This is a genomic window from Staphylococcus sp. FSL K6-0223, assembly GCF_038008285.1.
In genome coordinates this window covers 528,259-553,608 of the sequence record NZ_JBBOYX010000003.1, presented here as the reverse complement: position 1 = coordinate 553,608, position 25,350 = coordinate 528,259, and the positions used below count along the sequence as shown (strand labels likewise).

Here is a 25,350-nt window from a genome sequence, read left to right as displayed (position 1 = left end):
TGGAGATTCCAGTAAAATATACGAAAAATATACATTTTTTAAAGAAATTTCGTCTAAACTATTGTAACCGTTTTCACAACGTGCTATATTATATAAAAATTGTAGTGCTACAACTTAAAAAAGTTGTTCTAAAAAGGGTAGTTTTAACAGTCATCGCAGGGAATTTCTGAAACTTAACGACATCTTATATAGAAACAACATAATTTAAATGGAAGTAGGAAACAAATATGAATGAAAAACGCAGTAATGTACGCTGGTATTTTGCAATTGGGTTCTTCCTCATCGGCGTAATTGCATATATGGATAGGTCTAATATTTCATATATTGCAGCTCCAATGATGAAAGATTTAGGTATGACAAAAACACAATTTGGTTTATTAGCCTCATTTTTCTCACTAGGTTATGCATTTATGCAAGTGCCTTCTGGAATGTTAGCTGAGAAATTTGGTCCTCGTAAAATGATTACTATAGCGCTCGTATGGTGGAGTGCATTCACAATTTTGACAGGTATGATTAAACATCACGGTTTATTATATTTTGTAAGATTTTTATTCGGAGTGGGTGAAGCCCCAATGTACCCATCGAATGCCGTATTTAACTCATTTTGGTTTGCTAAAAATGAAAAAGGAAGAGCTTCAAGTGCTCTTTTAGCTGGGTCTTATTTTGGACCAGTACTAGCACCGATTATCACAATTGCAATTGTTAATGCCTTTAACTGGCAAGCAGTATTTTATATCTTTGGTGCAGTTGGTATTGTTATGGCTATCTTATGGGCAATCATTGCTAAAGATTTACCTGAGCATCACAAAATGGTAAGTGAAGCGGAGAAGAAATATATCACTGAGCATCGTGATATTGTTGCAACTGAAAAGTCTTTACCACCCTGGAAACGTTTCTTAAGTCACTTTAGTTTCTATGCAATTGCACTACAATATTTTGTAGTACAATTTGTTATCGCATTATTCTTAATTTGGTTACCAACATATTTGGCTGAGCAATATCATGTGGATTTCAAAGATATGGCAATCAGTTCATTACCATGGTTGTTTATGTTCTTCTTAATACTCTCAGCTGGAGCAATCTCAGACAAAATTTTAAATTCTGGGCAGTCACGATTTGTAGCGCGTGGTGCGATAGCCATCGCTGGATTTGTAGTGTTCTCTGTATCAATCTTTTTAGCAGTTCATACTGATAACTTATACATGACAATTGTTTGGTTATCCTTATGTTTAGGTGGCGTAGGTATTTCAATGGGTATGAGCTGGGCAGCAGCGACTGACCTTGGTCGTAACTTCTCAGGTACAGTGTCTGGTTGGATGAACTTATGGGGGAACATCGGCGCACTAATTAGCCCATTACTTGCCGGTATAGTAGTAGATCAACTAGGTTGGTCAATGACATTACAATTATTAATTGTTCCTGCAGTTATAGCTGCTATTCTATGGTTCTTCGTTAAACCAGATCAACCACTTGTTGTAGATGAAGAACAATCAAATTAATATTTTTTATCTCGAACATACTAAGATTCCCAAACCACTCATCTTAGTATGTTTTTTTATTTTCTTCTGAATTTACAAGAGTTTAAAGCATGATGTTTCAGGTTATCTATGTATTAAACTGTTAAGAAGTTGAGGAGATGATTCAAATGATTATCATTAATGCTAAGATTAAAGTTGATGAAAATAAACGCGAAGATTACTTACAATTAATGGCTGACTTAGTGGAACATTCTAGACAAGAAAAAGGAAATTTATTCTATCATCACTATGAAGATGTAAGCGAAGCGAATACATTTGTGGTCGTTGAAAATTATAAAGATGAAAATGCTGTTGAAGAACACAATCAATCTGAACACTTCCAAACATTTAGCCAAAATATTAGTAAATTTATTACTGAGGAACCTAAGATAGATGTAAGTCGAACAGTAGAAAAATAATTCAATTCGCACGTTCAACATAAATGAATAATCAGTGTTATAATTGGTAAGTAAATGCAACACTTATGAACATCATAGATTATAAAAAATGAACGAGACAATGTTATTCAACTCATAAAATTAAATTGTCTCGTTCTTTCTTATGTTCTTATTTGGGGATGTAAATTAGAAAGGAAGATTAAAGTGAATCACGTACTTAATTCACTGACCCGTGTTGATAAATCTAAAATTGATTATTATAAAGGGTTAAGACAAGGATTATTACTTATTATACCTGCTTTAATAGGCTATTTTTTTGGATTTTTCAATTTTGGCTTATTAATATCAACAGGTACACTTGCACATGTCTATGTGTTTAAAGGCTCAACGCAATCTATGTTAAGAACAGTTATTATCTGCTCACTGTCGTTCTCACTTTGTATGATGTTAGGTACGTTAACGATTATACAGCCGATAGTATTTGGTCTTATCTTACTTGTTGTAGTTGCGGTACCGTATTATATTTTTAATGCACTCAAAGTAGCTGGACCGTCTTCTACCTTCTTCTTAGTAACATATTGTTTGCCTATTAATTTACCTCATGCGCCAGAAGAAGCATTACTACGTGGGTTAGGCATTCTTATTGGTGGTATATTAGCGACAATAACTGTAATGTTAACCATCTTATTTACCAAAGTTAAAGCAGAAGATAGAGCGATTAACGCGGATTTTGCTACAATTCATAACTTGTTACATCATTATAATGACCCTGAAGCGTTTAAAACATACGCGAGAAATGCTGTAACTGAATTTAGAACATCGGAAAAGCTCCTTATCACTTCTACATCAGGTGGTAATGGAAAGTTAAGTTCACGTTTCCAAAAGTTAATACTCCTACATACTGCAGCACAAGGTATCTATTCAGAGTTACTCGAATTAAATGAGAAAAATGTTCGTCCTATTCCACAAGATCTTATTGAAATGATGGATCATATTTATAATGGAATACAACAACCTCGAACTTCAAGACCATGGACAAAGCCTGTGGACGTACCTTCAGAATTTGAAAATTTATTGAATCATATATTGAAAATCGATGAAATGGTACATGCGAACGACAATCAAATTGAACATGAAGCTGATATTCGCAAACCACTCTATAGTAAACGTATTTATCAAAACTTAACTTTTGATTCAATCGTCTTCAGAAATGCGCTACAATATACGGTTATCATGGCTATAGCAATATTTATTGCGCTAGGATTTAATATTCAAAAGGCTTATTGGGTACCACTTTCAGCACATACTGTATTACTCTCAAATATGACGACAATCCGTTCACTTGACCGTGCATTAGCAAGAGGAATAGGTACAATTATTGGCGCCCTTATTTTGTCAGGCATATTAGCCTTAAACATTAATCCGTTAATTGCAATATTAATCATGGGTGTTTCAGCAGTGATGACTGAAGCATTTGTTGCGGCAAACTATGCATTTGCTGTTATTTTCATTACTACGCAAGTAATTATGCTGAATGGTCTAGCTTCGCATAATTTAAGTATAGAAATTGCTTATACACGTATCATCGACGTTATATTGGGTATTGTCATAACTGTTATAGGGATATTCTTAGTTGCCAGAAATACGGCCTCCTCAATGTTACCAGGAGCGATTGCAGAACTAGTTCGTAAAGAAGCCACGCTATTTCATTATTTATTTTCTAAAAATAAATACGAAACGAATGAAGTAGATAAGGGAGAACGTTTAAATTTAAACGTAAAAATCAGCAACGTCACTCAAATGTATAATTCTGCCAACGGAGAATTGTTCAGTAATAAAGAGGTTGTGCGATATTATTATCCAAGTATCTTTGCGTTAGAGGAAATTATTTTTATGTTAGAAAGAGCGATGAATAACAAACATCGTATAACTATTGATGATGAGCAAATGGGCGAGTATCTCTTAGCGTTTGAAAATATTGCCAAGCATTTCCAACTACAAGGTAGTTTAGAGGAAAGAGAGTTAAGTCATTTACCTCAATATAATTATATTCGATCAGCATTAATTAATATTCAGCGTAACAGTGTTCACGCACGTAAAGATATCACAGAAAATGAAGAAGAACATCATACTTCAAATGCCTCTCAATCAAAAGGTTAGTAAGTGTACCTTTCGTTTAATAACTCACGATAGTGGTAAATATTATTAAAAGTTTTTTTATTGGGAGGTAAACTTATGCCTTGGACAATGGACGATTACCCACAAAGTTGGAAAAATTTCGATGAACTTGAACGTAAGAAGGCAATAGACATCGGAAATGCTATGCTAAAAGATGGCTATAAAGAAGGCGACGTGATTCCTATTGCTACACAACAAGCTGAAAAATGGTATAAAGACGCGTCTAAAGAAGAATTAGATGAATTAAAGAATAAACATATCACACAACACCAGAAAGATCAGTCAGCTAATCCAAAATTAAATGATGAAAATATACATGTTTATTACGAAGACAATGAATGGAAAGTTAAAACTGAAGATGCTAAACAAGCTTCAGATACATTTGATCAAAAGCAAGACGCCGTGAAACGTGCGAACGAGATTGCTGACAATAGAGGAACTAAAGTCATCGAACATAAAAAAGATGAATAGATTAAATTGAACCGCGTAAGTGCTCATACTTATGCGGTTTTAGTTTGCTTACTTAAATGAGGCGAAAGTATGATGGGCTAACGTTTCTCTATCGATTTCAATTCCGATATAATGGAGGTGTATAGAAAACGGAGGTCGAGATATATGTACGTAGAAAGAAAGCCTTCATTATATGTCGAAGACTTAAGAAATGAATTCAAAAATAGTTTAAACAACTTTCAGGATAGCGAGGCAGCATTTGATACACTATTAGGTTTTGTTGAACTAGACCATGTGTATTCTTCCGCACTTAAAGAAATTAGTACGAAGTTAAGTATTTTAGATGAAAACTTTAATTATCAATTTAAACATAATCCCATACATCATATGGAAAGACGAGTTAAAGAAATGCACAGCTTAGTTAAGAAACTAAGTCGTAAAGGTCTTGAAGTGAGTGCACAAAGCGCCAAAGAGAATATCATGGATATTGCAGGTATTCGAGTGGTTTGTAATTATTTAGATGATATTTATGTGATTGAACAAATGCTACTCAAACAAGAAGACGTTAAATTGTTGAAACGAAAAGATTATATTGAACATCCCAAAGAAAATGGCTATCGTAGTTTGCATATTGTGGTATCCATTCCTGTCTTTTTAGCTGATGCTGTAGAAGTGACCCCAGTAGAAATTCAAATTCGTACAATTGGTATGGATATGTGGGCAAGTTTAGAACATAAGATTCGATATAAGAATGACGCAGACACTGAAAAGTATAAAGGATTACTTGAACAATGTGCGACTGATATTACAAATGTTGAAAGTAAGATGCAACAAATACATTCAGAGATATCGAGTAATTAAAGTGTATTATAGAATGAATTTTATTAACCATCTGGTCACACAGATGGTTTTAATTATGTTAAATTCAATAACCACTTTATTTTGGCTATATTTATATAAAAATTATTTATATGTTATTATTATTTTAATTGATATATTAGAAATACGAGGTTATTTATGATTAAGCAGAATTTTACAACTAAGGTTTATCCACTGAAACGATTCAAAGATGAATATAGCGAAGTCGCATACGCAGGAGATATGAATTCTAATAAAGTGATTGTCTTTATCCATGGAGCATTATTAACTTATAAAATAATGACAATGTTCGAACCCTATTTTAGAGAATATAAAATGATCTTTGTGAATTGTCCTAGTAGAGGAAAGAGTTCTGATTTAGACAGGGATACACACACGCTTGATGATTACTCTGAACGTATTTATGATGTCTTAACGCAAGTGGTTGAGGAACAACAAATTCACGAATTAAGTATCGTCGGTTATTCAATGGGAGGTATGATTGCAACGCGTCTACTTAAATACAATACTCTCCCCATTACTCACCTTATTTATTTACATAGCGCAGCTAAAATTACCCCAGATGCTAGTATGCTCGCGCGTCTATTTACAAATAATAGTAAGAGGGATATTTTGAAGGACGAAGTGAAAGCAGTTAAAAATCTTCCTCAATACATCTTGAACAAAACCATTTATGCTCATAAAGAGAATGCGTTAGATTTAATACAATTTGTCGCCCCAATAAAAACCATCATTACCGACATACTCTATACTATTAAGACAGATTACTTACCTGATATAGATGAAATAAAGCAGTTCCCTAAAATCATGTTCATGTCTGGTAAAGAAGATCAAATTATTCCATACACAGATTCGCAAGCCACACTTGAAAAGTTTAAACAACTGGGTGGTGAAACAAAAGAAATATTATATCCAGGAATAGGTCATATCGATTTTCCTAGTGTGTTGGAAACAACTTCTAAAGATCAAATAGGCGTAGTAGACCACATTAAAAATTGGATTTCGAATTAAATGAAAAAGTAAGACGGAAGGGCGTCTTAAACACATTTCTGTGTTGAAGTTTCCAAAACTTAAATAGAAAACAGATACTAACCTTGACGTAATATTACGTTAAGGTTTTTTATTTTGAGAAATAATAACAACTAAAGAAAGCGCTTGCAAAATAAAAACGTGTATATTACCATACTTGTATACAAGTTAAGATGTTCAAGTTTGGAGGGTGGAGACAATGACTTATGGCTATCCTAAAAAGTGGATGGAAGGTTTAACAACCGGAGAGTCAATTGCAGCTGAAATACGTTTAGGAATCGTAAGCGGAGAAATCTTAGCTGACACATTATTAACAGAGAATCAAATAGCCAAGCAATTTAATGTTAGTCGCTCTCCAGTTAGAGATGCTTTCAAATCGTTACAAACTGACCAATTAATACATCTTGAACGTATGGGAGCTCAAGTTTTATCTTTTGGAGATCAAAAGAAAAGAGAAATGTATGATTTACGTCTCATGCTTGAATCTTTCGCATTTTCAAGATTAAAAGATCATGACACACAAGCGATAGCTAAAGAAATGAAGAAACAATTAGAAATGATGAAAGTGGCGGTTCAGTTTGAGGATGCAGAGGCATTTACAAAACATGATTTCGAATTTCACGAAGTCATCATTTATGCTGCGAATCATCAATATCTTAAAACATTTTGGAATCACTTGAAGCCAGTAATGGAGTCGCTCATATTACTATCTATGAGACATCGAATGGCTACAGACAAACAAGATTTTGAAAGAATTCATCGCAACCACCAAGTATTTATAGAAGCAATTGAACATTATGATGCTGAGAAATTAAGAGAAGCGTTTCACTTAAACTTTGATGACGTTGGAAAAAATATAGAAAGTTTTTGGTTACGGTAAAGATTTGGAAGAGAGGGACCCTATAATGAAATATATGATTGGCGTTGATATCGGAACTACAAGTACTAAATCTGTACTTTACGATGAAAATGGTCAATTTATAATGAAACATAATATTGGTTATGACTTACATACACCCAATGTAGACGTATCAGAAGAAAATCCAGATGAATTATTTGATGCAGTGTTAATGACGGTGAAGTACATCGTTCGAGAATCTGGTATTTCGAAGAAAGATATTAAGTTAATTTCATTTAGTGCTCAAATGCACAGCTTAGTGGCAATGGACGCTCAAAATAAACGTTTAACTGAGAATATTACTTGGGCTGACAATCGCTCAAGTCGCTATGCTGATTTAATTGAAAATGAATATAATGGCTTTGAAATTTATAAGCGAACAGGTACACCGTTACATCCAATGTCACCACTATCTAAAATTTTCTGGATGAAACATGAACAGCCTGACATATATAATCAAACAGCTAAATTTGCTGATATTAAGACTTACATTTTCTATCAATTATTTGATAAGTATGTCATCGATTATTCAATGGCGTCAGCAACTGGGATGTTCAACTTAGAACAATTAGACTGGGATGAAAAAGCGCTAAAACTACTAGGTATTAGTAGAGATCAATTACCAGAGCTTGTACCAACAACTCATATATTAACTGGCATGAAGAAACGTTTTGCTGATCTCATGGATATTGATGAAAATACTCCAGTAGTTGTGGGAGCAAGTGATGGTGTACTTTCGAATTTAGGTGTTAATAGCTATAAAAAAGGTGAAGTTGCAGTGACTATCGGTACATCCGGTGCCATTAGAACAGTTATAAATAAACCACGTACAGATTATAAAGGTCGTATATTTTGTTACGTTTTAGATGATGAACACTACGTCATTGGTGGTCCAGTGAATAATGGTGGAGTTATTCTACGATGGTTACGTGATGAGATCCTTGCAAGCGAAGTAGAAACTGCTAAGCGTTTAGGTGTTGATCCCTACGATGTGTTAACGCAAATTGCTAGTCGAGTAAAACCAGGTGCAGAAGGTCTTATCTTTCATCCATATCTTGCTGGTGAACGTGCCCCACTATGGAATGCTGACGCTAGAGGTTCATTCTTTGGTTTAACGCTCTCTCATAAAAAGGAACACATGATACGTGCAGCATTAGAAGGTGTACTCTACAATTTATACACTGTATATCTTGCGTTAATTGAAGTCATGAATGAGACACCAAATACAATTAAAGCGACAGGCGGTTTCGCTAAAAGTGAGATTTGGAGACAAATGATGGCAGATATTTTTGATACTGATCTTATTGTGCCAGAAAGTTACGAAAGTTCATGCTTAGGTGCATGTGTACTAGGACTGAAAGCAATAGGGGAAATTGATGACTTCTCTATTATTGAAAAAATGGTAGGAACAACGAACGCTCATCAACCAAATGAAGATACTGTAGCAATTTATCAAGAGCTTGTTAAAATCTTTATTAATATAAGTCGTTCTATAACTGAAAGCTATAGTGAAATAGCAAACTTCCAACGTAAACATATAAGCAATTAAGCACTAAGAGGGTTAACTATAAACTTGCAACTCAGACATTTAAAAGAGAAAGAAGGGGAATGTTATGTTTGGAGAAATTTGGCCACTCATAAGTGTCGTACTAGGGATTGTTATCTTACTTACTTTAATTATATTCTTGAAATTGAATACATTTATTTCATTAATCATTACCTCAATTATTACGGCACTATTACTAGGAATGCCTTTAAATAAAATTATGGAAACGATTGAAAATGGAATGGGTAGTACCTTAGGTCATATTGCGCTCATCTTCGGATTAGGAGCAATTCTAGGTAAACTACTAGCTGATGGTGGAGGTGCTACTCGAATTGCAGATACGCTCATCGCTAAATTTGGTCAGAAACATGTTCAGTGGGCTATGCTTATCGCTGCTTTCATCGTAGGTATAGCATTATTCTTTGAAGTTGGTTTGGTACTATTAATACCACTCGTATTCACTGTAGCTAAGCGTGCAAATGTTTCAATCTTAAAATTAGGACTACCAATGGTTACAGCATTATCAGTAACTCATGGTTTCTTACCACCACATCCGGGTCCTGTCGTGATAGCAAAAGAGCTTAAAGCTAATATTGGTGAAGTATTATTATACGGTATCATCATTGCAATTCCAGTGACACTTATCGCTGGCCCATTCTTTAATCATATGGCTCAAAAAATAATTCCTAGTGCTTATAGACGCGAAGGGGATATTACTTCATTAGGTACTCAAAAAGAATTCAAAGAGGAAGAAATGCCAAGTTTTGGTATTAGCTTACTTACAGCAACATTACCGGTTATTTTAATGTTAATTTCCACAATTGTGCAATTAGTGACAGGACATGAAAATCCAACAAACTGGTTTGAACAAATCATTTACCTTATAGGAACAGCTGGTACAGCAATGTTAATTGCGGTTATCTTTGCAATTTTCTCCATGGGTGTAATGAGGCAACGTAAGATGGAGAATATTATGGAATCCGTTACAAATGCAATTTATCCTATAGGTATGATGTTACTCATCATTGGCGGTGGCGGTACATTTAAACAAGTGTTAATTGATGGAGGCGTTGGAGACACCATCGCTAAAATGTTTGAAGGTTCCAACATGTCACCTATATTGCTCGCATGGATTGTCGCAGCTGTATTACGTATCGCGCTTGGATCAGCTACAGTTGCTGCGGTCTCAACAACAGGTATCGTGATACCTTTATTACATCATTCAGATACGAACGTTGCATTAGTTGTGCTCGCAATTGGTGCAGGAAGTGTTATCCTATCCCACGTCAATGATGCAGGTTTCTGGATGTTCAGAGAATACTTTGGTCTCACGATTAAAGAAACATTCTTAACGTGGTCATTACTAGAGACAATCATCTCTGTTTCTGGAATTATTTTCATACTATTTATCAGTTTATTTGTTTAATTAAATATAACCGAATGATTATCGATATGAACAACAGTCCCTTCACTAAGTAAATTGGTGAAGGGATTAACTCTACTATGAAAGCATTTTAAATAATGATACACTTTAAAATGAATACGATAAACAATATAAATAAAGGGGTTTACATATTGAGACAAATTAAAAAAGCAATTATACCTGCAGCTGGCTTAGGTACGAGATTCTTACCGGCTACAAAAGCTATGCCTAAAGAAATGTTACCAATATTGGATAAACCAACAATACAATACATAGTAGAAGAAGCCTCACGCGCAGGCATCGAAGATATTATCATCGTTACCGGAAAACACAAACGAGCAATTGAAGATCATTTCGATAATCAAAAAGAACTTGAAATGGTGTTAGAAGATAAAGGTAAAACTGAATTATTAGAAAAAGTTCAATATTCTACTGAATTAGCTAATATTTTCTATGTACGACAAAAAGAGCAAAAAGGTTTAGGACATGCAATTTATTCTGCTCGTCAATTTATAGGTGATGAACCGTTTGCTGTGCTTTTAGGTGATGATATTGTTGAATCTGATACACCAGCTATTAAACAATTAATGGAAGTATATGAAGAAACTGGTAATTCAGTGATAGGTGTTCAAGAGGTGCCAGAGTCAGAAACGCATCGCTATGGTATTATTGATCCTTTATCTAAAAAAGAACGTCGTTACGAAGTTCAAAAGTTTGTTGAGAAACCTGAACAAGGTACAGCACCTTCTAATTTAGCAATTATGGGACGTTATGTCCTAACTCCAGAGATCTTTGATTATTTAAAAACACAGAAAAAAGGTGCAGGTAATGAAATTCAACTCACTGATGCTATCGAAAGAATGAATAGTGAACATCAAGTATTTGCATATGACTTTATCGGTAACCGCTACGATGTTGGTGAAAAGTTAGGTTTCGTAAAAACTACTATCGAATACGCACTAAAAGACGAAAGTATGAAAGATGAACTTAAGCAATTCATAAAAAAACTTAATATTGATTAATATGAAAAGGCACACAGAAATTTTATTTCTGCGTGCCTTCTTAATGTATTAATGTAATACCTCTACAAACTTAACGTTAGCAGTAATGTAATAGCCATCAACGGTTTTTAATCTTGGAGTAAAATTATTTGTATAATCGATATCGATAATATTTAATTCATCTTTAGGTTGCATCGTTTGAATTGGTTCGTTTTTGAAAGTAACGTCAGTGTAAAGTTTACACTTCTTCAATACTCTAATTCTTTTAGGAATAGTAGAAACGTAGCCATCTTTCTTTTTCAATTCAGTAGGTTTAACAAAATTTACATTAGCAGTAATGAATCGCTTATCTTTAGTAATTAATCTCATTGTTCCCTTAGATGATTGACTCATATCAGATATGGGAATTAAACTACCTTTTTTTATAGTATTAAATTCTTCTTTAAAGTCTGCATCAATATAACTTTTAATAGTTTTTTTAGTAATTATAAAATTGGGTTTTTCGCTTAAATACTTAGTATCATTTACTTTATTTGTTGGGGCATCCTCAATTTTAGATTGTTTATTTATAAATTCTAACTTAAAGTTTTGACGGTTTAGACTAACATCATCATTGAAATTAGGATAAGTAGCGAATACAAGTGCTGTTTTGTAAAGATTAAATTTAATAGCAATATTAAAATCAAATTCATCAAAGATTAAATCATCAGTTTTAATATATATGAAGTTATCTTTATGTTCATAATTCAAAGATTTAGAAAATCTTTCGTCTCGAATTTTAATTAATTCTACGTTATTGATTTCTACACTTGGTTTAGTAAATAATTCAATTACCTCATAAAATGTATCATCTATCATCTCTGTACCTTTATACACAGGCATACACGCTTCTTGTAGAGGTATTAAATGGTTATATTTATCAGGATATTTTAAATAAACACTTGTATTTTTAATAAACTTTTGTTTGTTAGAATCAAAAATTTTGTAATAAATGTATTCTTGCATAGCTTCTTTATCTGAGTGAAAAAGACTATAAACATTTTTATACTCATCTATAGTAAGTAAGTCTTCCACATTGTATCCAGTTTCTTTAATAATGGATTCTACTTTAGAAAATTGATTGAAAAAGAATTCTTTATTATCAGATTTTAAAAATGTTTTAGTCACTAAGAAGCGTTGCATGTAATCCACTTCTACTATACGACTCAAAATACTTTCCATAGCTATTTTAGGAATATCTAAATTAACAATTTGACGTAAAACTTCTAAATTGATTTTTGATTTTTCAATAACATCAGTAGATTTAACTAATGAGACATTATCTGTAAAGCGATTAACGTGATAGGTAGCTTCAGTTGTCATTGATGCACTTGAACACTTACTAATTAATTCCGCAAAGAATAATTTATCTTCACCAAATTTCATATGTTGAAATTTTATTTGATTATCTATTACTGTTGAACGCTTAAAGATTTTACCTGGTGGACCCACAGCACGAAAAATTTCATTAATTTCATATGGAATTAAACCATTGGCTTCCTTATATGAAGCGAAACGAGCCATTTTAGAAACATTTTTATCTTTATGCCTAAAGCTTTGTCCAAAGCCAATATCTGAATGATGTTCAGACATTTGAAATACTAATTTCGGAAAGCCCTTTTTATCTAACCAATCGTCAGCATCCAATAAAGCAATGTATTCACCATTTGCCACCTCGATACCTACATTACGAGGTTCAGCTGGACTTCCAGAGTTTTGTTCTAATTGAATACATTTTATAAAATCGTACTTATCATCATAGTACTGAAGAATTTCATAAGATCTATCCGAAGAAACATCATCTACAAATATAGCTTCAATTAATGAATGGTCCATTTCTAAATCCACTAAAGATTGTACACATCTCTCAATAAAAGGTTCCTTATTATAAACAGGAACAACAATTGAAATTAACTTACTAATTTTAAACTCCCCCAAAACAAAAATATTACTCACTATATTTTTGTATAATAAAATAGTTATACTACAAGAATAGCGTTTTTACAAGAAACAGAATAGATATATTACCTAATACTTTTTAAAGAACTATCACAAGGTTATTATAAATTATGTTGATTCTTAAATATTATCGAGAATTTACATAAAAAATAAGAAGTGATGATTTTGTGAAAAGTATCACAAAATGCTTTTATTTTACATGAAAAGGTGTAGTATATGAATTGTAAGGAGTAAGTAATAAATTATGGAGTGATTGACTATGAGAAATGTAATTGAGAATTTAATTAACTCTGATGTAAGTAGTTACGAAATTTATGTACACACTGGCGTAAATCAAGGTCTTATAGGTGATCTTAAAGATGGATATTTAACAATTGACTCAATCCCTTATATTGATGCCGAGAGATTATATTATTATAGTCTAGAACGTAAATCCCTTGTTACAAGTTAACCAAACCAATAACGCTATTGATAACTCCCGAAAATGATGAAATGAACTTGCTCTCAAAGAGTAATTGAGAGCAACAAACACTCTATATACCCCTAAAATCTAGAATAATGTGTTAGAAGACCACATCCTACGCCCCAGTAAGATGTGGTCTTCACTATGTTTATTCATCTTATTGATTATTTAATAAAAAATGTAAATCCTAAAATTACTCTCTATGTATTTAATATTTTTTGAAGGGTGAACGAAAAATAAGGTCATCCGACTCCTCTGGGAATAGGACGAGTTGAAAACTTGCATAGCAAGGTTGAGACTGTCTCCAAGGAAAGCGTGATGACCAAAATATATTTTTCCTCTATTGAATCATTCTTGACTAATCTATTGAGTAATTCGACCTCTTGGGTTTTCTTTTTTATCATTTTGTTTAAAGTTCTTTTTAATACCATTATATGCATAAGTGATATTGAATAACTTATTCTTTGCTGCATCTCTACTGGCAAATGGTAATCTCACGTCTTCCATTTTCTCAACTTCATGTCTAAAAGCTTTTTCTTCTTTTTGACGTTCTTTTATAGACATATTTAACCATTCTTCTTCAGTAAATAAATCTTCGAAATGAAATTCAAATGCAGTACGGTGCTTTTCTTCTCTTAATTTTAGAACGCGATCATGATAAGACATATCTCTCACTACCTCCTTCTAGTATATACTCATAATTATATATTACTACTTTATATTAATTATTAAGTACCCACACTGAAATTATAACATTTTTTAATTTTTGCAATCACTACAATTTTATAGAGTATTGAAAAACGTTAAGATAGATATAACTTATATTGAAATTCATTTTCCAAAAAGGAGACTAAAGATATGTCAGAGTTAAACAATAAAGTAGCAGTAATTACAGGAGCAGGTAGTGGGATTGGAGAAGCTATCGCTAAAGCACTAAGCCAACACGGGGTTAACATCGCCCTAGCAGGAAGAAATGAAGAAAAACTACAAACCGTGGCACAACAACTTGAAACTGAAACTAAAGTCATCCCTACCGATGTCACTCAAAAAGATAGTGTTGACCAAATGCTACAAGTCGTTAAAGGACACTATGGCAAAGTCGACATCGTTGTTAATAGTGCTGGACAAAGTTTATCCTCTAAAATCACAGATTATGACGTTGAACAATGGGACACAATGATTGATGTGAATTTAAAAGGGACGCTTTATGTATTACAAGCAGCATTACCACATTTATTAAATCAATCAAGTGGCCATATAATAAATATTGCTTCTATTTCTGGATTTGAAGTTACGAAAACAAATGCTGTATACAGCGCCACTAAAACTGCAATCCATACTATTACACAAGCCCTTGAAAAAGAACTCGCACGTACCGGGGTAAAAGTGACAAGTGTATCACCAGGCATGGTTGAAACACCAATGACTGAAGGTAATGACTTTGGCGGACGTAAAAAGTTAGATACACGCGACATCGCCGATGCAGTTGTATATGCGTTAACACAACCAAGCCATGTAAATGTTAATGAAGTGACAGTCAGACCTGTATAGAAGTATTAAAGAGCATACCTTGAAGTGACAAGCACTTATAGAATGTTAAACTTGAATTGTAAACTATTTGATACTTTTAATTTACATAAAGGAAGGGATATCAAATGAATCAACGTCAATTCGAGATTTTAAACATGCTTGTTGAATTTAACACGGAGAGTCCTCCAGGAAGAAATACAGACCCATTACAAAATGAAATTGAATTATTATTAAGAGATTTAGGTTTCTCTATTCAGCGGGAACACCTTTATGACAATGATAGTATCATTGTGGCCACTTTAAAGGGTGAAGACCCTGAAGCACCCAAGTTAATATTAAATGGCCATGTTGATGTCGCGTCTGTAGATGATGATCAATATTGGCAATATCCTCCATTCAAGTTAACAGAAGTGGACGGATGGTTATACGGCCGAGGTGTCAGTGATATGAAAGGCGGCATGTCATCCTTATTTTATGTTTTGGAAAGGTTAAAACATGAAGGACGTCGTCCTAAAGGTGACATTATCGTACAATCAGTTGTAGGTGAAGAAGTTGGAGAGGCAGGTACGAAACGTGCATGTGAGATAGGTCCTAGAGGGGATTTAGCCTTGGTATTAGATACGAGTGAAAATCAAGCTTTAGGACAAGGTGGCGTTATCACAGGTTGGATTATTGTTAAAAGTAAAAATACGATACATGATGGCGCCCGTAGCCAGATGATTCATGCGGGCGGTGGTTTATTTGGTGCAAGTGCGATTGAAAAGATGACAAAGGTCATTCAAGCATTAAATGAACTTGAATCTCATTGGGCAGTGATGAAAAAGAGTCCAGGCATGCCACCAGGTGCGAATACCATTAATCCAGCAGTGATAGAAGGCGGTCGTCATCCAGCTTTTATTGCAGATGAATGCCGATTATGGATTACCGTACATTATTTACCTAATGAGCGATATGAAGATGTTGTTGAAGAAATTGAAGATTACATAAATCGCGTGGCTGAAGCGGATATTTGGATGAGAGAGAATCCACTTGAGTTTGAGTGGGGTGGAGCATCTATGATTGAAGACAAGGGAGAAATTTTCCCAAGTTTTACAGTGCCAATAGAACATCCTGGATTTAAACAACTAGAAGATGCGCATCAACATGTACATGGCAGTGCGTTAAGACATGGCATGAGTACGACTGTAACAGATGGTGGTTGGATTGCGCATTTCGATATTCCAACTATATTATATGGTCCAGGTAGTCTAGAAGAGGCACATAGTGTTGATGAAAAGGTTGAGAAACGTGAATTAGAGCAGTATAGCGAAGTGTTATATGAGTTTCTGAAACATTGGTATGAGCACCCTGAGAAGTAATATAAAATGTGAATTAAATCCAAAATTGTAAGGGTTAAAGTGGATAAAAAACCCCTCACTATTTCGTATAGTGAGGGGTTGCTTCATATCAAGCAGAAAGACTTGTTACTATAAGTAAAGTTTAAGATTTTATCTTCTAAACGATTCTTTCAATCTACTCATCCAACTACCACCACGTTTTGAACGAACGGGTTGACCTGTTGGCTGTGCAGTTTGTTTCTTGAGCTCTTGTCCATACTTGATTGCTTTTTGCATTAAGTATACTTGAGAATTTAATGGTGACAAGTTGTTTTTAACATAGTGATATACACCATTTTCATCTTGGTAACGTCCTTTTTCATTATCTGAAAGTTGTAAGTTCATGTAATCGACTAAACGCTTACCTATGGTTTTATTTTCAACAGGGAACAGGATTTCAACACGTTTAATCATGTTACGTGTCATAACATCTGCTGAAGATAAGTAAATACGTTCGTCGCCATTATTATGGAAGTAGTAAATACGAGAGTGTTCAAGTAAACGTCCAACAATACTTACTACTTCAATATTTTCGCTAATTCCAGGAACACCAGGTTTGAGACAACAGATACCTCTTATAATAAGCTGAATTTTAACACCAGCTTGAGAGGCTTCAAAGAGCTTTTCGATAATAGCTTTATCGGTAAGAGAATTCATCTTCATCATAATCTTACCGTTTCCATATTCTAAGTGATTACTGATTTCTTTATCTATGCGATCGATAAAGACATCACGAATATCAAATGGCGCTACAATTAGTTTGTTATATTCTGGTTTGATGGAGTAACCACTTAAATAATTAAAGAAGTTAATCGCATCCTCTGCAATTTCTTGATTTGTAGTAATAATTCCCATATCTGTATAAAGTTTGGCTGTTTTGTCATTATAGTTACCAGTACCAAGGTGTACAAACGATGTTAATTCGCCACCAATACGTTTAACTACCAGTGCGATTTTACTGTGTGTCTTAAGGTGCGTCATACCATAAATCACGTGACAACCTGCATCTTCAAGCATACGTGCCCAATGAACGTTATTCTCTTCATCGAAACGAGCTTTTAGTTCCACAAGCACTGTAACTTGCTTACCATTTTCAGCGGCTTCTTTCAGACTATTGATGATTGGCGAGTCTTTACTCACACGGTAAAGCGTTTGTTTAATCGCGATGGTATTTGGATCGTCAGCTGCTTCACGAATAAAATCAACGATAGGCTCAAATGATTCATAAGGATGATGGAAGAAAATATCTCTTTCTAAAGCTAATTTATAAATATTATTGTTCCCTAATGATCTAGGTACTTGTGGCGTGTATTTCTCATAAGTAAGATATTTAAGTTTATTCGAAAGATGGTCAACTAAGCCGAATAAAAATGTTAAATCTAAGGGACCATTTAAGAAGTATACGTCATTTTCTTCTACTTCTAATTGTTCATTAAGCCATTCGATATTCTCTCTTTGAGCTGTACGTCCATCGACTTCTAAACGCACGGCTGAACCACTTTTACGTTCTTTTAAAAAGCGTTCAATTTCAATCAGTAAGTCTTCAGCACCGTCTTCATGAATCGTTAAATCGGCATTTCTGGTAATTCTAAAAGTAAATGTATTTAAAACCTCATATCCTGTAAATAGGTAGTTGATAAAGTATGTAATGACATCTTCAACCATTACAACATATTGTTTAGTACCTTCGTTAAGTGTTAAAAAGCGAGGAATTAAAGATGGAATTTGTACAATTGCAGAATTAATAGCATCTTCAGTATCGATATCTACAAAAATATTTAAACTTTTGTTATTTAATTTTGGAAATGGGTGATACGCGTCAATACCTAGTGGCGTCAGAGTAGGTAGAATACGCATTTTGAATTCTTTTTCAAGTTTCTCTAAGAGCGTTTCTGATAAACAATCAGGTTTAACCATTTCAATATCATAATTACGTAACTCTTCAATAAGTTCGTTGTAGCGTTGATATTGCATATGAACATACTCTGTATTCTTTATCTTAATCGCATCAAGTTGTTCTTGAGGCGTCATTTGAGCTTTATTTTCAGGTTTGTCATAACCCATTTTCACTTGGTCTTTTAAACCAGCGACACGAACCATGAAAAATTCATCTAAATTTGAACTGAAAATAGATACAAAATTAAGCATTTCGAGTAATGGATTATTCTTATCATAAGCTTCCTGTAAGACTCTATAGTTAAAATCTAACCAACTTAACTCCCTGTTATTATAGTACTGTGGTAAATTAATATCCTTTTCTCCCAATTGAGTTTGCATAACTCTCAATACACCTCATTATTTAGTCTTTATAGTTGTGTAGTCTAAAAATATCATATGAATTTTAAGATTTTGTAAAGACGATTGAAACTTTCCCCTTTAAAATCTTTTCGATATGTTTCTTCTGTCTATTAGCTTGATATTCTTCTGCAATAGGCTCTCCTTTGTAGTAAACATAGAGTTCATATTTATCGTCCTTTTTCTCTTTAAGTTTAACTTCTTCTACAAAGCTGGTATGTGAAATATTTAACGAATTCACAAATTTAATGATGCCACCTAAAGCCTGAATGGTATCAACTTCCTTACCGCTAAACCATTCTGTTTCTTTAACATAGAACTTAAGTAATGATTTATTTTTAAAACTTGCAAGTAATGCTAGCTTCACGCGGTCTTTATGAGAAAACCCATTAATCATAGAATTCGCAATTAAGTAATAGGTATGTGGTGAACTTGAATCTGAATCTATGAAGCTACCAAGGTAATAAATGTAAGCACCTTCGACGAATAAAGCTTTTTCTTGATCTGAAATTTTCAAATTACCGTGTTTTAATAGTTGATCCAGTAAAGATTGAGCTAATTTTAATCGACGATTCGCACTATCTTCTTCAATGTTATACTCATTCGCAAGATGTCTTAATGCATCTTGACGTACGTTATCTTTTTTAAACTCATTAGGGTGACGTTGACGTATCAAGTTCATAACATAGCCTTCACGAATACCGTTTCTTGAGAAAGTGAATTGTGTAGCATCAATTTTCTTGAAAAGTGTTTTAAACACTGAGACGGCAGGTAGGATAATATCTACGCGATCTCGACTTAAGCCATCAAGGTTAGTTAAATCATCTCGTGAGCTTTTACGGATGATATCATATACTTCATCGATGTCTTTAAGTGACATGGTATAGTTATGAACGCCACCAATAGGGTAGGAATGTTCTGATTGATGGATTCGCGCAACGTTACGTGCAGAGCCACCTACACCAACGAGTGCAATCTCTTGATCTTTTAACCAATCAAGTTGATTAAACTGTTCGGATAAAAACTTTTCCATACTTTTAATGGCTGGTTTATCGTTATGGTCTTTGTCGCCAAAGAATTGACGTTTTAATGTTACTACTCCAAATGGAAAACTATGTGCCTCTTTAAGTTTCTTGTCTTTGAAGAGCGTCACTTCTGTAGATCCGCCACCAATATCTACAGAAATACCATTTTCAATATCTGTCGTATGTGAAATGGCATAGTATCCATAGAAAGCTTCATCTTCTTCAGGCACAATTTGAATTTCAATATTCAAATCTTTTTTGATTTGCTTAATGGTGTCATCTCTATTTTTCGATTGACGTATTGCTGCTGTCGCAATAGGATGTAATTCTTGAACATCAAACTTGTCAGCAACTTTCTTGAAACTACGAAGCGCTTCTTTTAACACTTCAATACCTTCATCGTTCATTTTTGTGTCTTCTGTTAAATATTGACTAAGACGTGCAGGTGTCTTAATGTTGAGGATTTCATTTAGTCCTGTTTCTGTAGTGAAACCAAAAATAACGAGTCGAATCGTATTTGAGCCAATGTCTATTAAACCTATTCTTTCTTCCATCTCTGCCTCCTGTGATTCTTACGGGAAGTTTGAAATTACCCCTGTTTAATTTTATTTTACATGATATAGATAAATTGAAAAGATTTTTAAGAAACTTTTTGTTAAAGTTTTATAGTAATTTGGGAAAACTATAATATTTTAGGCAATATGTATTTAATTACGCAGATAAAAGGGTGTCTGTAATAAAATTTTGAATTTAAAAGTTGAAAAAGCTAGTACATCTAGAGGGAAGACATACTAGCGATTATTTTTATTGTAAGTGAGTTTAAAATGCCAGGAATGATAGACGGGTTACGAAAAGCAGGTCAATCGACAATAATACGCAATTCGCAAAAATTTGAGGAACAATTTTAGCTCATTGCTAGTTATTGCTCATGATCTAAGCGCTCACTTCCGCACCTTGATAGACGGGCTTCAGTGAGCAGATTGCTCAACAATTATACGCATCGCGCAAAAACTAAAGAACAGTTTTCGCTTGATGCTAGTAATTGCTCGCAACCTAAGCGCTCACTTCCGCACCTTGATAGACGGGCTTCAGTGAGCAGGTTTCTCGGCAGAAACTCTCAAAGTCTCGTCAAAACTACAAAAACAGTTTTGCTCGCTTTTCGGTTCTGCTCAAAACCTAACCGCTCACTTCCGCACCTTTTTTACACCTTAATTGGACCTCCGGGGCCTACTGGTATACCAAGTAGGAACCATATTAATGTAAAGGCTATCCATACAATAGTGAGGGCGATAGAGTAAGGCATCAAACTTGATAGTAGTGTACCGAGTTTCATATTTTTATCATACTTTTGTGCATATGAAAGTAATAATGGTAGATATGGCATCATCGGTGTGATAGGGTTTGTAATTGAATCGCCTACACGATAAATTGCTTGTGTGAATGCTGGATGGAATCCAACTAAGATGAGCATTGGTACAAAGATAGGTGCTAGAATACCCCATTTGGCAGAAGCGCTACCGACCAACATATTGACTAAAGCACTTAGTAAAATAATTCCTATAATTAAAACTATTCCATTTTGATGTTGTAATAATTTAGCACCTTTAACGGCTGCAATGACTCCTAAGTTACTCCATTCTAAAAAGGCAAGTAATTGTGATGCGAAGAATACGATGACAATAAATGAACCCATTGAACCTAAAGATTCCGCGATCATACTGCCTAAGTCTTTAGTATTTTTAATTTCTCCACTTAATATCCCATAAATTGTGCCTGGTACTAAGAACACAACTAAAATAATTAATCCGACACCATTAATTAACGGTGCATCGTCGAGTAGACTTCCAGTCTTCGCATTTCTTAAGAAACTATGTTCTGGTATTGCGCATATAATGAGTAAAACGATGAGTACTACAAAGCTTATGTTTGCCCAAAAGAGTGCATTATTCTCTTGTGGTGTGATATGAGAAGATGTTTCTTCTGTGTCTTCATGGGCCTGGCTTTCATCATAGCGTCCTAATCTAGGAATAATGAGTTTTGTCGTAACCAAATGGATTGTTGGTAATAAGACAACAACACTTGCTGCGATAAAGTACCAGTTCATAGCCACGTTTGTCTTAATGTCTTTAGAAACAATACGTGCTGCTGGGTCTGTGAAAGAATAGACGAGTGCATCTTGCATCCCTACTACTAAATTTGCAGCAAAACCTCCAACTGCTGAAGCGTAAGCCATGGCTAAACCAGCGATAGGATGATAGCCAATCTTAATAAATAACATTGCTGCAAGTGGTGGTAAGATAATTGTTGCCGCGTCTCCAGCAGTACTTCCTAATATGCCAATTAATATAATCGTTGGAACAATTAACTTTTTTGGTGCTTTGTTCACGACTGAAATCATTAATTTGTCGAAGTAGCCAGACTTTTCAGCAGCGCCAATCCCAATCATCACGCCTAATACTAAACCTAGTGCGGGAAATTCTGAAAAGTTCTTAATCGCGTTATTCATGATATAAGCGAAGCCGTCATGGCTTAATATACTCTTAATATGTATGACTTTCCCATCACCAGGATGTTTTACGGATACGTTGAATAATGATACAAACCAAGTAATGATTGCGAGTCCTACACACATAAAGAAGAAGAGTACCGCAGGATCTGGTAATTTATTCCCCACAAACTCGACTCCGTTTAAAAATTTACTTACGAAAGACTTTTTCTCCTTTGCATTTGCCCCCATTAGTCATTTGCCCCCTTTGATTCATTATTGAATCTATACCCATCAATACCATCTTTAGGTAAGAATTTTCTGAAATTTAAAGCTAAGCTTACATGATAAATACATATATGTAAACGCTATCTATAATATTAAAGTTCATTTTCCGGAAAATAAATATCATAAACTAAAGCGATATCATTGATATAACAGCGTTTAAGAAGAATTTAAAAGTGGAAGATATATATTGTAAATAATGAAGAAAGTTTTATGAAGGAATTAAAAAATCGGGAGAGTGACGAGCGATGAAACGTTTAGAAAACAAAATTGTAGTAGTAACCGGCGCAAGTACAGGTATAGGCCAAGGTTCTGCAAAGGTCTTAGCCAATGAAGGTGCACATGTCTTAGCATTAGACATTTCTGATAAGTTAGATGACACAGTGAAGGAAATTAATGAGACTGGTGGTCAAGCTACAGCCTATAAAGTAGATATTTCCGATGAACATCAAGTAGAACAATTTGCCGAAGAAGCTAAAGATAAATATGGTCGTATCGACGTGATATTTAATAATGCAGGTGTAGATCATGGTGCGGGTCGTATTCATGAATATCCAGTAGAGGTCTTCGATAAAATTATGGCTGTAGATATGAGAGGAACTTTCTTAGTAACTAAGTTCTTATTACCTTTAATGATGGATCATGGTGGCTCTATCATTAATACGGCATCATTCTCAGGTCAAGCAGCTGACTTGTATCGTTCTGGTTACAACGCTGCTAAAGGTGGCGTGATTAACTTTACAAAATCTATTGCCATTGAATATGGTCGTGAAAATATTCGCGCAAACGCGATAGCACCTGGTACAATCGAAACACCATTAGTTGATAATTTAGCAGGTACCTCAGAAGATGAAGCGGGTAAAACATTCCGTGAAAATCAAAAATGGGTTACACCTTTAGGTCGTTTGGGTACGACTGATGAAGTAGGTAAACTAGTGACATTCCTTGCTTCTGATGACAGTTCATTTATTACAGGTGAAACGATTCGTATCGATGGTGGTGTGATGGCATATACATGGCCTGGTGAAATGTTAAGTGACGATAGTTGGAAGAAATCAACGAAATAATGATGACCATATCATATTTGATATAATCTCAAACCCCCAGTTTCCATAAATGAGGAACTGGGGTTTTATGCGTTTAAGATTTAGGCATTTATTCTATTGTTGGGCGCAGTTTTCACATAATTTATATTGCGAATCAGCCCAATTTGCTAGATGGGTATAACCTTTTAAGTCTTTCGCTTTAACTTGTATTGTAAGATTTTCATCTTTACTGATTTCTTTGCCACAATTAGAACATTTCATTGCTCCAAAAATAGTTGTCTTTTTATCATCATTTTTAGAAAACATGATTTGCCTCCTTGTCTTTTTGTTACCACATTAATGATTGATAGCTGTCGTCATTTAACGAGCGTACGATCTCAGTAATCAGTTGAACAGAATTTTCATAATCATCTGTGTGCATGACTGAAACATTAGAATGCATATATCTTAATGCTACACCAATAGTGATTGTCGGAATTCCTTCATTGGCTACATGAATGCTACCAGCATCAGTACCGCCTCCAGGAGTTGTAGCCCATTGAACAGGAATATGATGAGCTTCTGCAACCTCTTTAATATGTTTACGGAAACCATCATGTGCAATACTTGTAGCATCCATCATGATAACAAGAGGGCCATCACCTAAGTTGCCTTGATTCTTCTCACTAGTCATACCTGGAACATCATATGCCACGCCGACATCTACTGCAATTGCAAGATCTGGTTTGATAAGATTAGCTGCGACTTTAGCACCACGTAAACCGACTTCTTCTTGAACTGTGGCACCAGCGAATAAGTTGATATCAATACTGTCATCTTTTAAACGGTTGAGGACATCAATAGCTAATGCGCAACCATACCGATTATCAAACGCCTTCGCAGTTAAATATTTATCATTTGCAAGTGTTTCAAATTCACTATAAGGTGTAATCATATTTCCAAGCTCTACTCCCGCAGCTTCAGCTTCTTCTTTATTTGCTACACCTATATCAATATACATATGCTTAATTTCAACTGGTTTCTTACGTTCTTCCTGTGAGAGTGCATGAGGAGGTTTTGAACCGATAATACCTCTAATTTCTTTACCATTTTCAGTAGTGATTGTTACTTTCTGAGATAACATCACTTGGTTCCACCAGCCCCCGATAGGTGTGAAATAAATATAGCCGTCTTTATCGATTTGAGTCACGATAAATCCGATTTCATCAAGATGACCTGAAATCATTAATGATTTTGAACCATTTTGGGCACGCTTTTTCCCGAAAATGCCTCCCAAATTATCTTCGACGATATCATCACTTACAGGGGTTAAGTAATCTTTCATTAGTGATTTAACATTTTTTTCATGTCCAGCAATGCCGTTAACGTCTGTTAATGATTTAAGTAGTTCCTTTGAGTCAGACATAGCTATCTCCTCCAATAATAAGTTTTCAATTTTAGTATAACATTTATGTGACATTCTTTATGGTGTAGCAGTAGCTTTTGAGTTCATTTTCAAGAAATAAAATCAAATAGTGGAAAGTAATAT

At 34.3% G+C, this 25,350-nt stretch carries 21 protein-coding genes; 14 read left to right on the top strand and 7 right to left on the bottom strand.

The genetic code is table 11. The features are described from left to right. Nucleotides 1-227: 227 nt before the first annotated feature. From MHI13_RS19995 to galU, 10 genes are all read left to right on the top strand, one after another. Nucleotides 228-1,499, top strand: a complete 1,272-nt coding sequence (locus tag MHI13_RS19995) for an MFS transporter (protein WP_002432812.1) — start codon at nucleotides 228-230, stop codon at nucleotides 1,497-1,499. A gap of 146 nt (nucleotides 1,500-1,645) precedes the next feature. Next, nucleotides 1,646-1,936, top strand: a complete 291-nt coding sequence (locus MHI13_RS19990; RefSeq protein ID WP_002432496.1) for a putative quinol monooxygenase — start codon at nucleotides 1,646-1,648, stop codon at nucleotides 1,934-1,936. A 183-nt stretch (nucleotides 1,937-2,119) separates the two neighbouring features. Next, nucleotides 2,120-4,075 carry an FUSC family protein gene (locus MHI13_RS19985; protein ID WP_002432911.1) on the top strand — a complete coding sequence of 652 codons (1,956 nt, stop codon included), beginning with the start codon at nucleotides 2,120-2,122 and terminating at the stop codon, nucleotides 4,073-4,075. A 75-nt stretch (nucleotides 4,076-4,150) separates the two neighbouring features. Beyond that, nucleotides 4,151-4,564: a DUF2188 domain-containing protein gene (locus tag MHI13_RS19980; RefSeq protein WP_002432769.1), complete on the top strand. Its 414-nt coding sequence runs from the start codon at nucleotides 4,151-4,153 to the stop codon at nucleotides 4,562-4,564. Nucleotides 4,565-4,708: 144 nt separating this feature from the next. Beyond that, the gene (locus tag MHI13_RS19975; RefSeq protein WP_002432589.1) at nucleotides 4,709-5,404 is read left to right on the top strand and encodes a GTP pyrophosphokinase; all 696 of its coding nucleotides are present in this window, start codon (nucleotides 4,709-4,711) and stop codon (nucleotides 5,402-5,404) included. A 156-nt stretch (nucleotides 5,405-5,560) separates the two neighbouring features. Beyond that, nucleotides 5,561-6,433, top strand: coding sequence for an alpha/beta fold hydrolase (locus MHI13_RS19970; protein ID WP_002432488.1), 873 nt, complete (start codon nucleotides 5,561-5,563; stop codon nucleotides 6,431-6,433). A 217-nt stretch (nucleotides 6,434-6,650) separates the two neighbouring features. After that, nucleotides 6,651-7,331 (top strand): GntR family transcriptional regulator, encoded by a 681-nt coding sequence (locus MHI13_RS19965; protein WP_002432759.1) that lies wholly within the window; start codon nucleotides 6,651-6,653, stop codon nucleotides 7,329-7,331. Between the two features lie 25 nt (nucleotides 7,332-7,356). Further along, nucleotides 7,357-8,898, top strand: a complete 1,542-nt coding sequence (gntK, locus tag MHI13_RS19960) for a gluconokinase (protein WP_002432580.1) — start codon at nucleotides 7,357-7,359, stop codon at nucleotides 8,896-8,898. 64 nt (nucleotides 8,899-8,962) lie between these two features. Next, complete coding sequence (locus tag MHI13_RS19955) at nucleotides 8,963-10,321, top strand: gluconate:H+ symporter (RefSeq protein WP_002432278.1); 1,359 nt, start codon at nucleotides 8,963-8,965, stop codon at nucleotides 10,319-10,321. A 149-nt stretch (nucleotides 10,322-10,470) separates the two neighbouring features. Further along, on the top strand, nucleotides 10,471-11,340 hold the full coding sequence (gene galU, locus MHI13_RS19950) for a UTP--glucose-1-phosphate uridylyltransferase GalU (RefSeq protein ID WP_002469897.1): 870 nt from the start codon (nucleotides 10,471-10,473) through the stop codon (nucleotides 11,338-11,340). Between the two features lie 48 nt (nucleotides 11,341-11,388). Here the strand turns inward: galU and MHI13_RS19945 are convergent, their stop codons facing one another. Then, nucleotides 11,389-13,296 carry a glycosyltransferase family 2 protein gene (locus MHI13_RS19945; RefSeq protein WP_037579306.1) on the bottom strand — a complete coding sequence of 636 codons (1,908 nt, stop codon included), beginning with the start codon at nucleotides 13,294-13,296 and terminating at the stop codon, nucleotides 11,389-11,391. Nucleotides 13,297-13,576: 280 nt separating this feature from the next. Here MHI13_RS19945 and MHI13_RS19940 point away from each other — a divergent pair, with 280 nt between their 5' ends. Then, a complete protein-coding gene (locus MHI13_RS19940) occupies nucleotides 13,577-13,768 on the top strand; it encodes a hypothetical protein (RefSeq protein ID WP_002432938.1) in 192 nt (63 codons plus the stop codon). A gap of 375 nt (nucleotides 13,769-14,143) precedes the next feature. On the opposite strand, the gene MHI13_RS19935 is transcribed toward MHI13_RS19940, so the two are convergent. Next, nucleotides 14,144-14,446, bottom strand: a complete 303-nt coding sequence (locus MHI13_RS19935; protein ID WP_002432209.1) for a DUF1413 domain-containing protein — start codon at nucleotides 14,444-14,446, stop codon at nucleotides 14,144-14,146. A 192-nt stretch (nucleotides 14,447-14,638) separates the two neighbouring features. On the opposite strand from MHI13_RS19935, the gene MHI13_RS19930 reads away from it, so the two are divergent. Then, nucleotides 14,639-15,331 carry an SDR family oxidoreductase gene (locus MHI13_RS19930; RefSeq protein WP_002432631.1) on the top strand — a complete coding sequence of 231 codons (693 nt, stop codon included), beginning with the start codon at nucleotides 14,639-14,641 and terminating at the stop codon, nucleotides 15,329-15,331. Between the two features lie 104 nt (nucleotides 15,332-15,435). Then, on the top strand, nucleotides 15,436-16,668 hold the full coding sequence (locus MHI13_RS19925) for an acetylornithine deacetylase (RefSeq protein WP_064210161.1): 1,233 nt from the start codon (nucleotides 15,436-15,438) through the stop codon (nucleotides 16,666-16,668). Between the two features lie 129 nt (nucleotides 16,669-16,797). On the opposite strand, the gene MHI13_RS19920 is transcribed toward MHI13_RS19925, so the two are convergent. The 3 genes from MHI13_RS19920 to MHI13_RS19910 all read right to left on the bottom strand — a co-directional run bounded on the left by MHI13_RS19920 (nucleotide 16,798) and on the right by MHI13_RS19910 (nucleotide 22,743). Beyond that, on the bottom strand, nucleotides 16,798-18,963 hold the full coding sequence (locus MHI13_RS19920; protein ID WP_002432937.1) for an RNA degradosome polyphosphate kinase: 2,166 nt from the start codon (nucleotides 18,961-18,963) through the stop codon (nucleotides 16,798-16,800). A 64-nt stretch (nucleotides 18,964-19,027) separates the two neighbouring features. Further along, nucleotides 19,028-20,560 (bottom strand): exopolyphosphatase, encoded by a 1,533-nt coding sequence (gene ppx, locus MHI13_RS19915; RefSeq protein WP_064210162.1) that lies wholly within the window; start codon nucleotides 20,558-20,560, stop codon nucleotides 19,028-19,030. 647 nt (nucleotides 20,561-21,207) lie between these two features. Continuing rightward, nucleotides 21,208-22,743, bottom strand: coding sequence for an AbgT family transporter (locus MHI13_RS19910; RefSeq protein WP_064210163.1), 1,536 nt, complete (start codon nucleotides 22,741-22,743; stop codon nucleotides 21,208-21,210). Nucleotides 22,744-23,024: 281 nt separating this feature from the next. Here MHI13_RS19910 and MHI13_RS19905 point away from each other — a divergent pair, with 281 nt between their 5' ends. Beyond that, a complete protein-coding gene (locus MHI13_RS19905) occupies nucleotides 23,025-23,843 on the top strand; it encodes an SDR family oxidoreductase (protein WP_064210164.1) in 819 nt (272 codons plus the stop codon). 93 nt (nucleotides 23,844-23,936) lie between these two features. On the opposite strand, the gene MHI13_RS19900 is transcribed toward MHI13_RS19905, so the two are convergent. Together MHI13_RS19900 and MHI13_RS19895 are read right to left on the bottom strand one after the other, a co-directional pair. After that, a complete protein-coding gene (locus MHI13_RS19900; protein WP_047796683.1) occupies nucleotides 23,937-24,128 on the bottom strand; it encodes a hypothetical protein in 192 nt (63 codons plus the stop codon). Nucleotides 24,129-24,150: 22 nt separating this feature from the next. Continuing rightward, nucleotides 24,151-25,227 (bottom strand): M42 family metallopeptidase, encoded by a 1,077-nt coding sequence (locus tag MHI13_RS19895; RefSeq protein ID WP_002432637.1) that lies wholly within the window; start codon nucleotides 25,225-25,227, stop codon nucleotides 24,151-24,153. Nucleotides 25,228-25,350 lie beyond the last annotated feature (123 nt).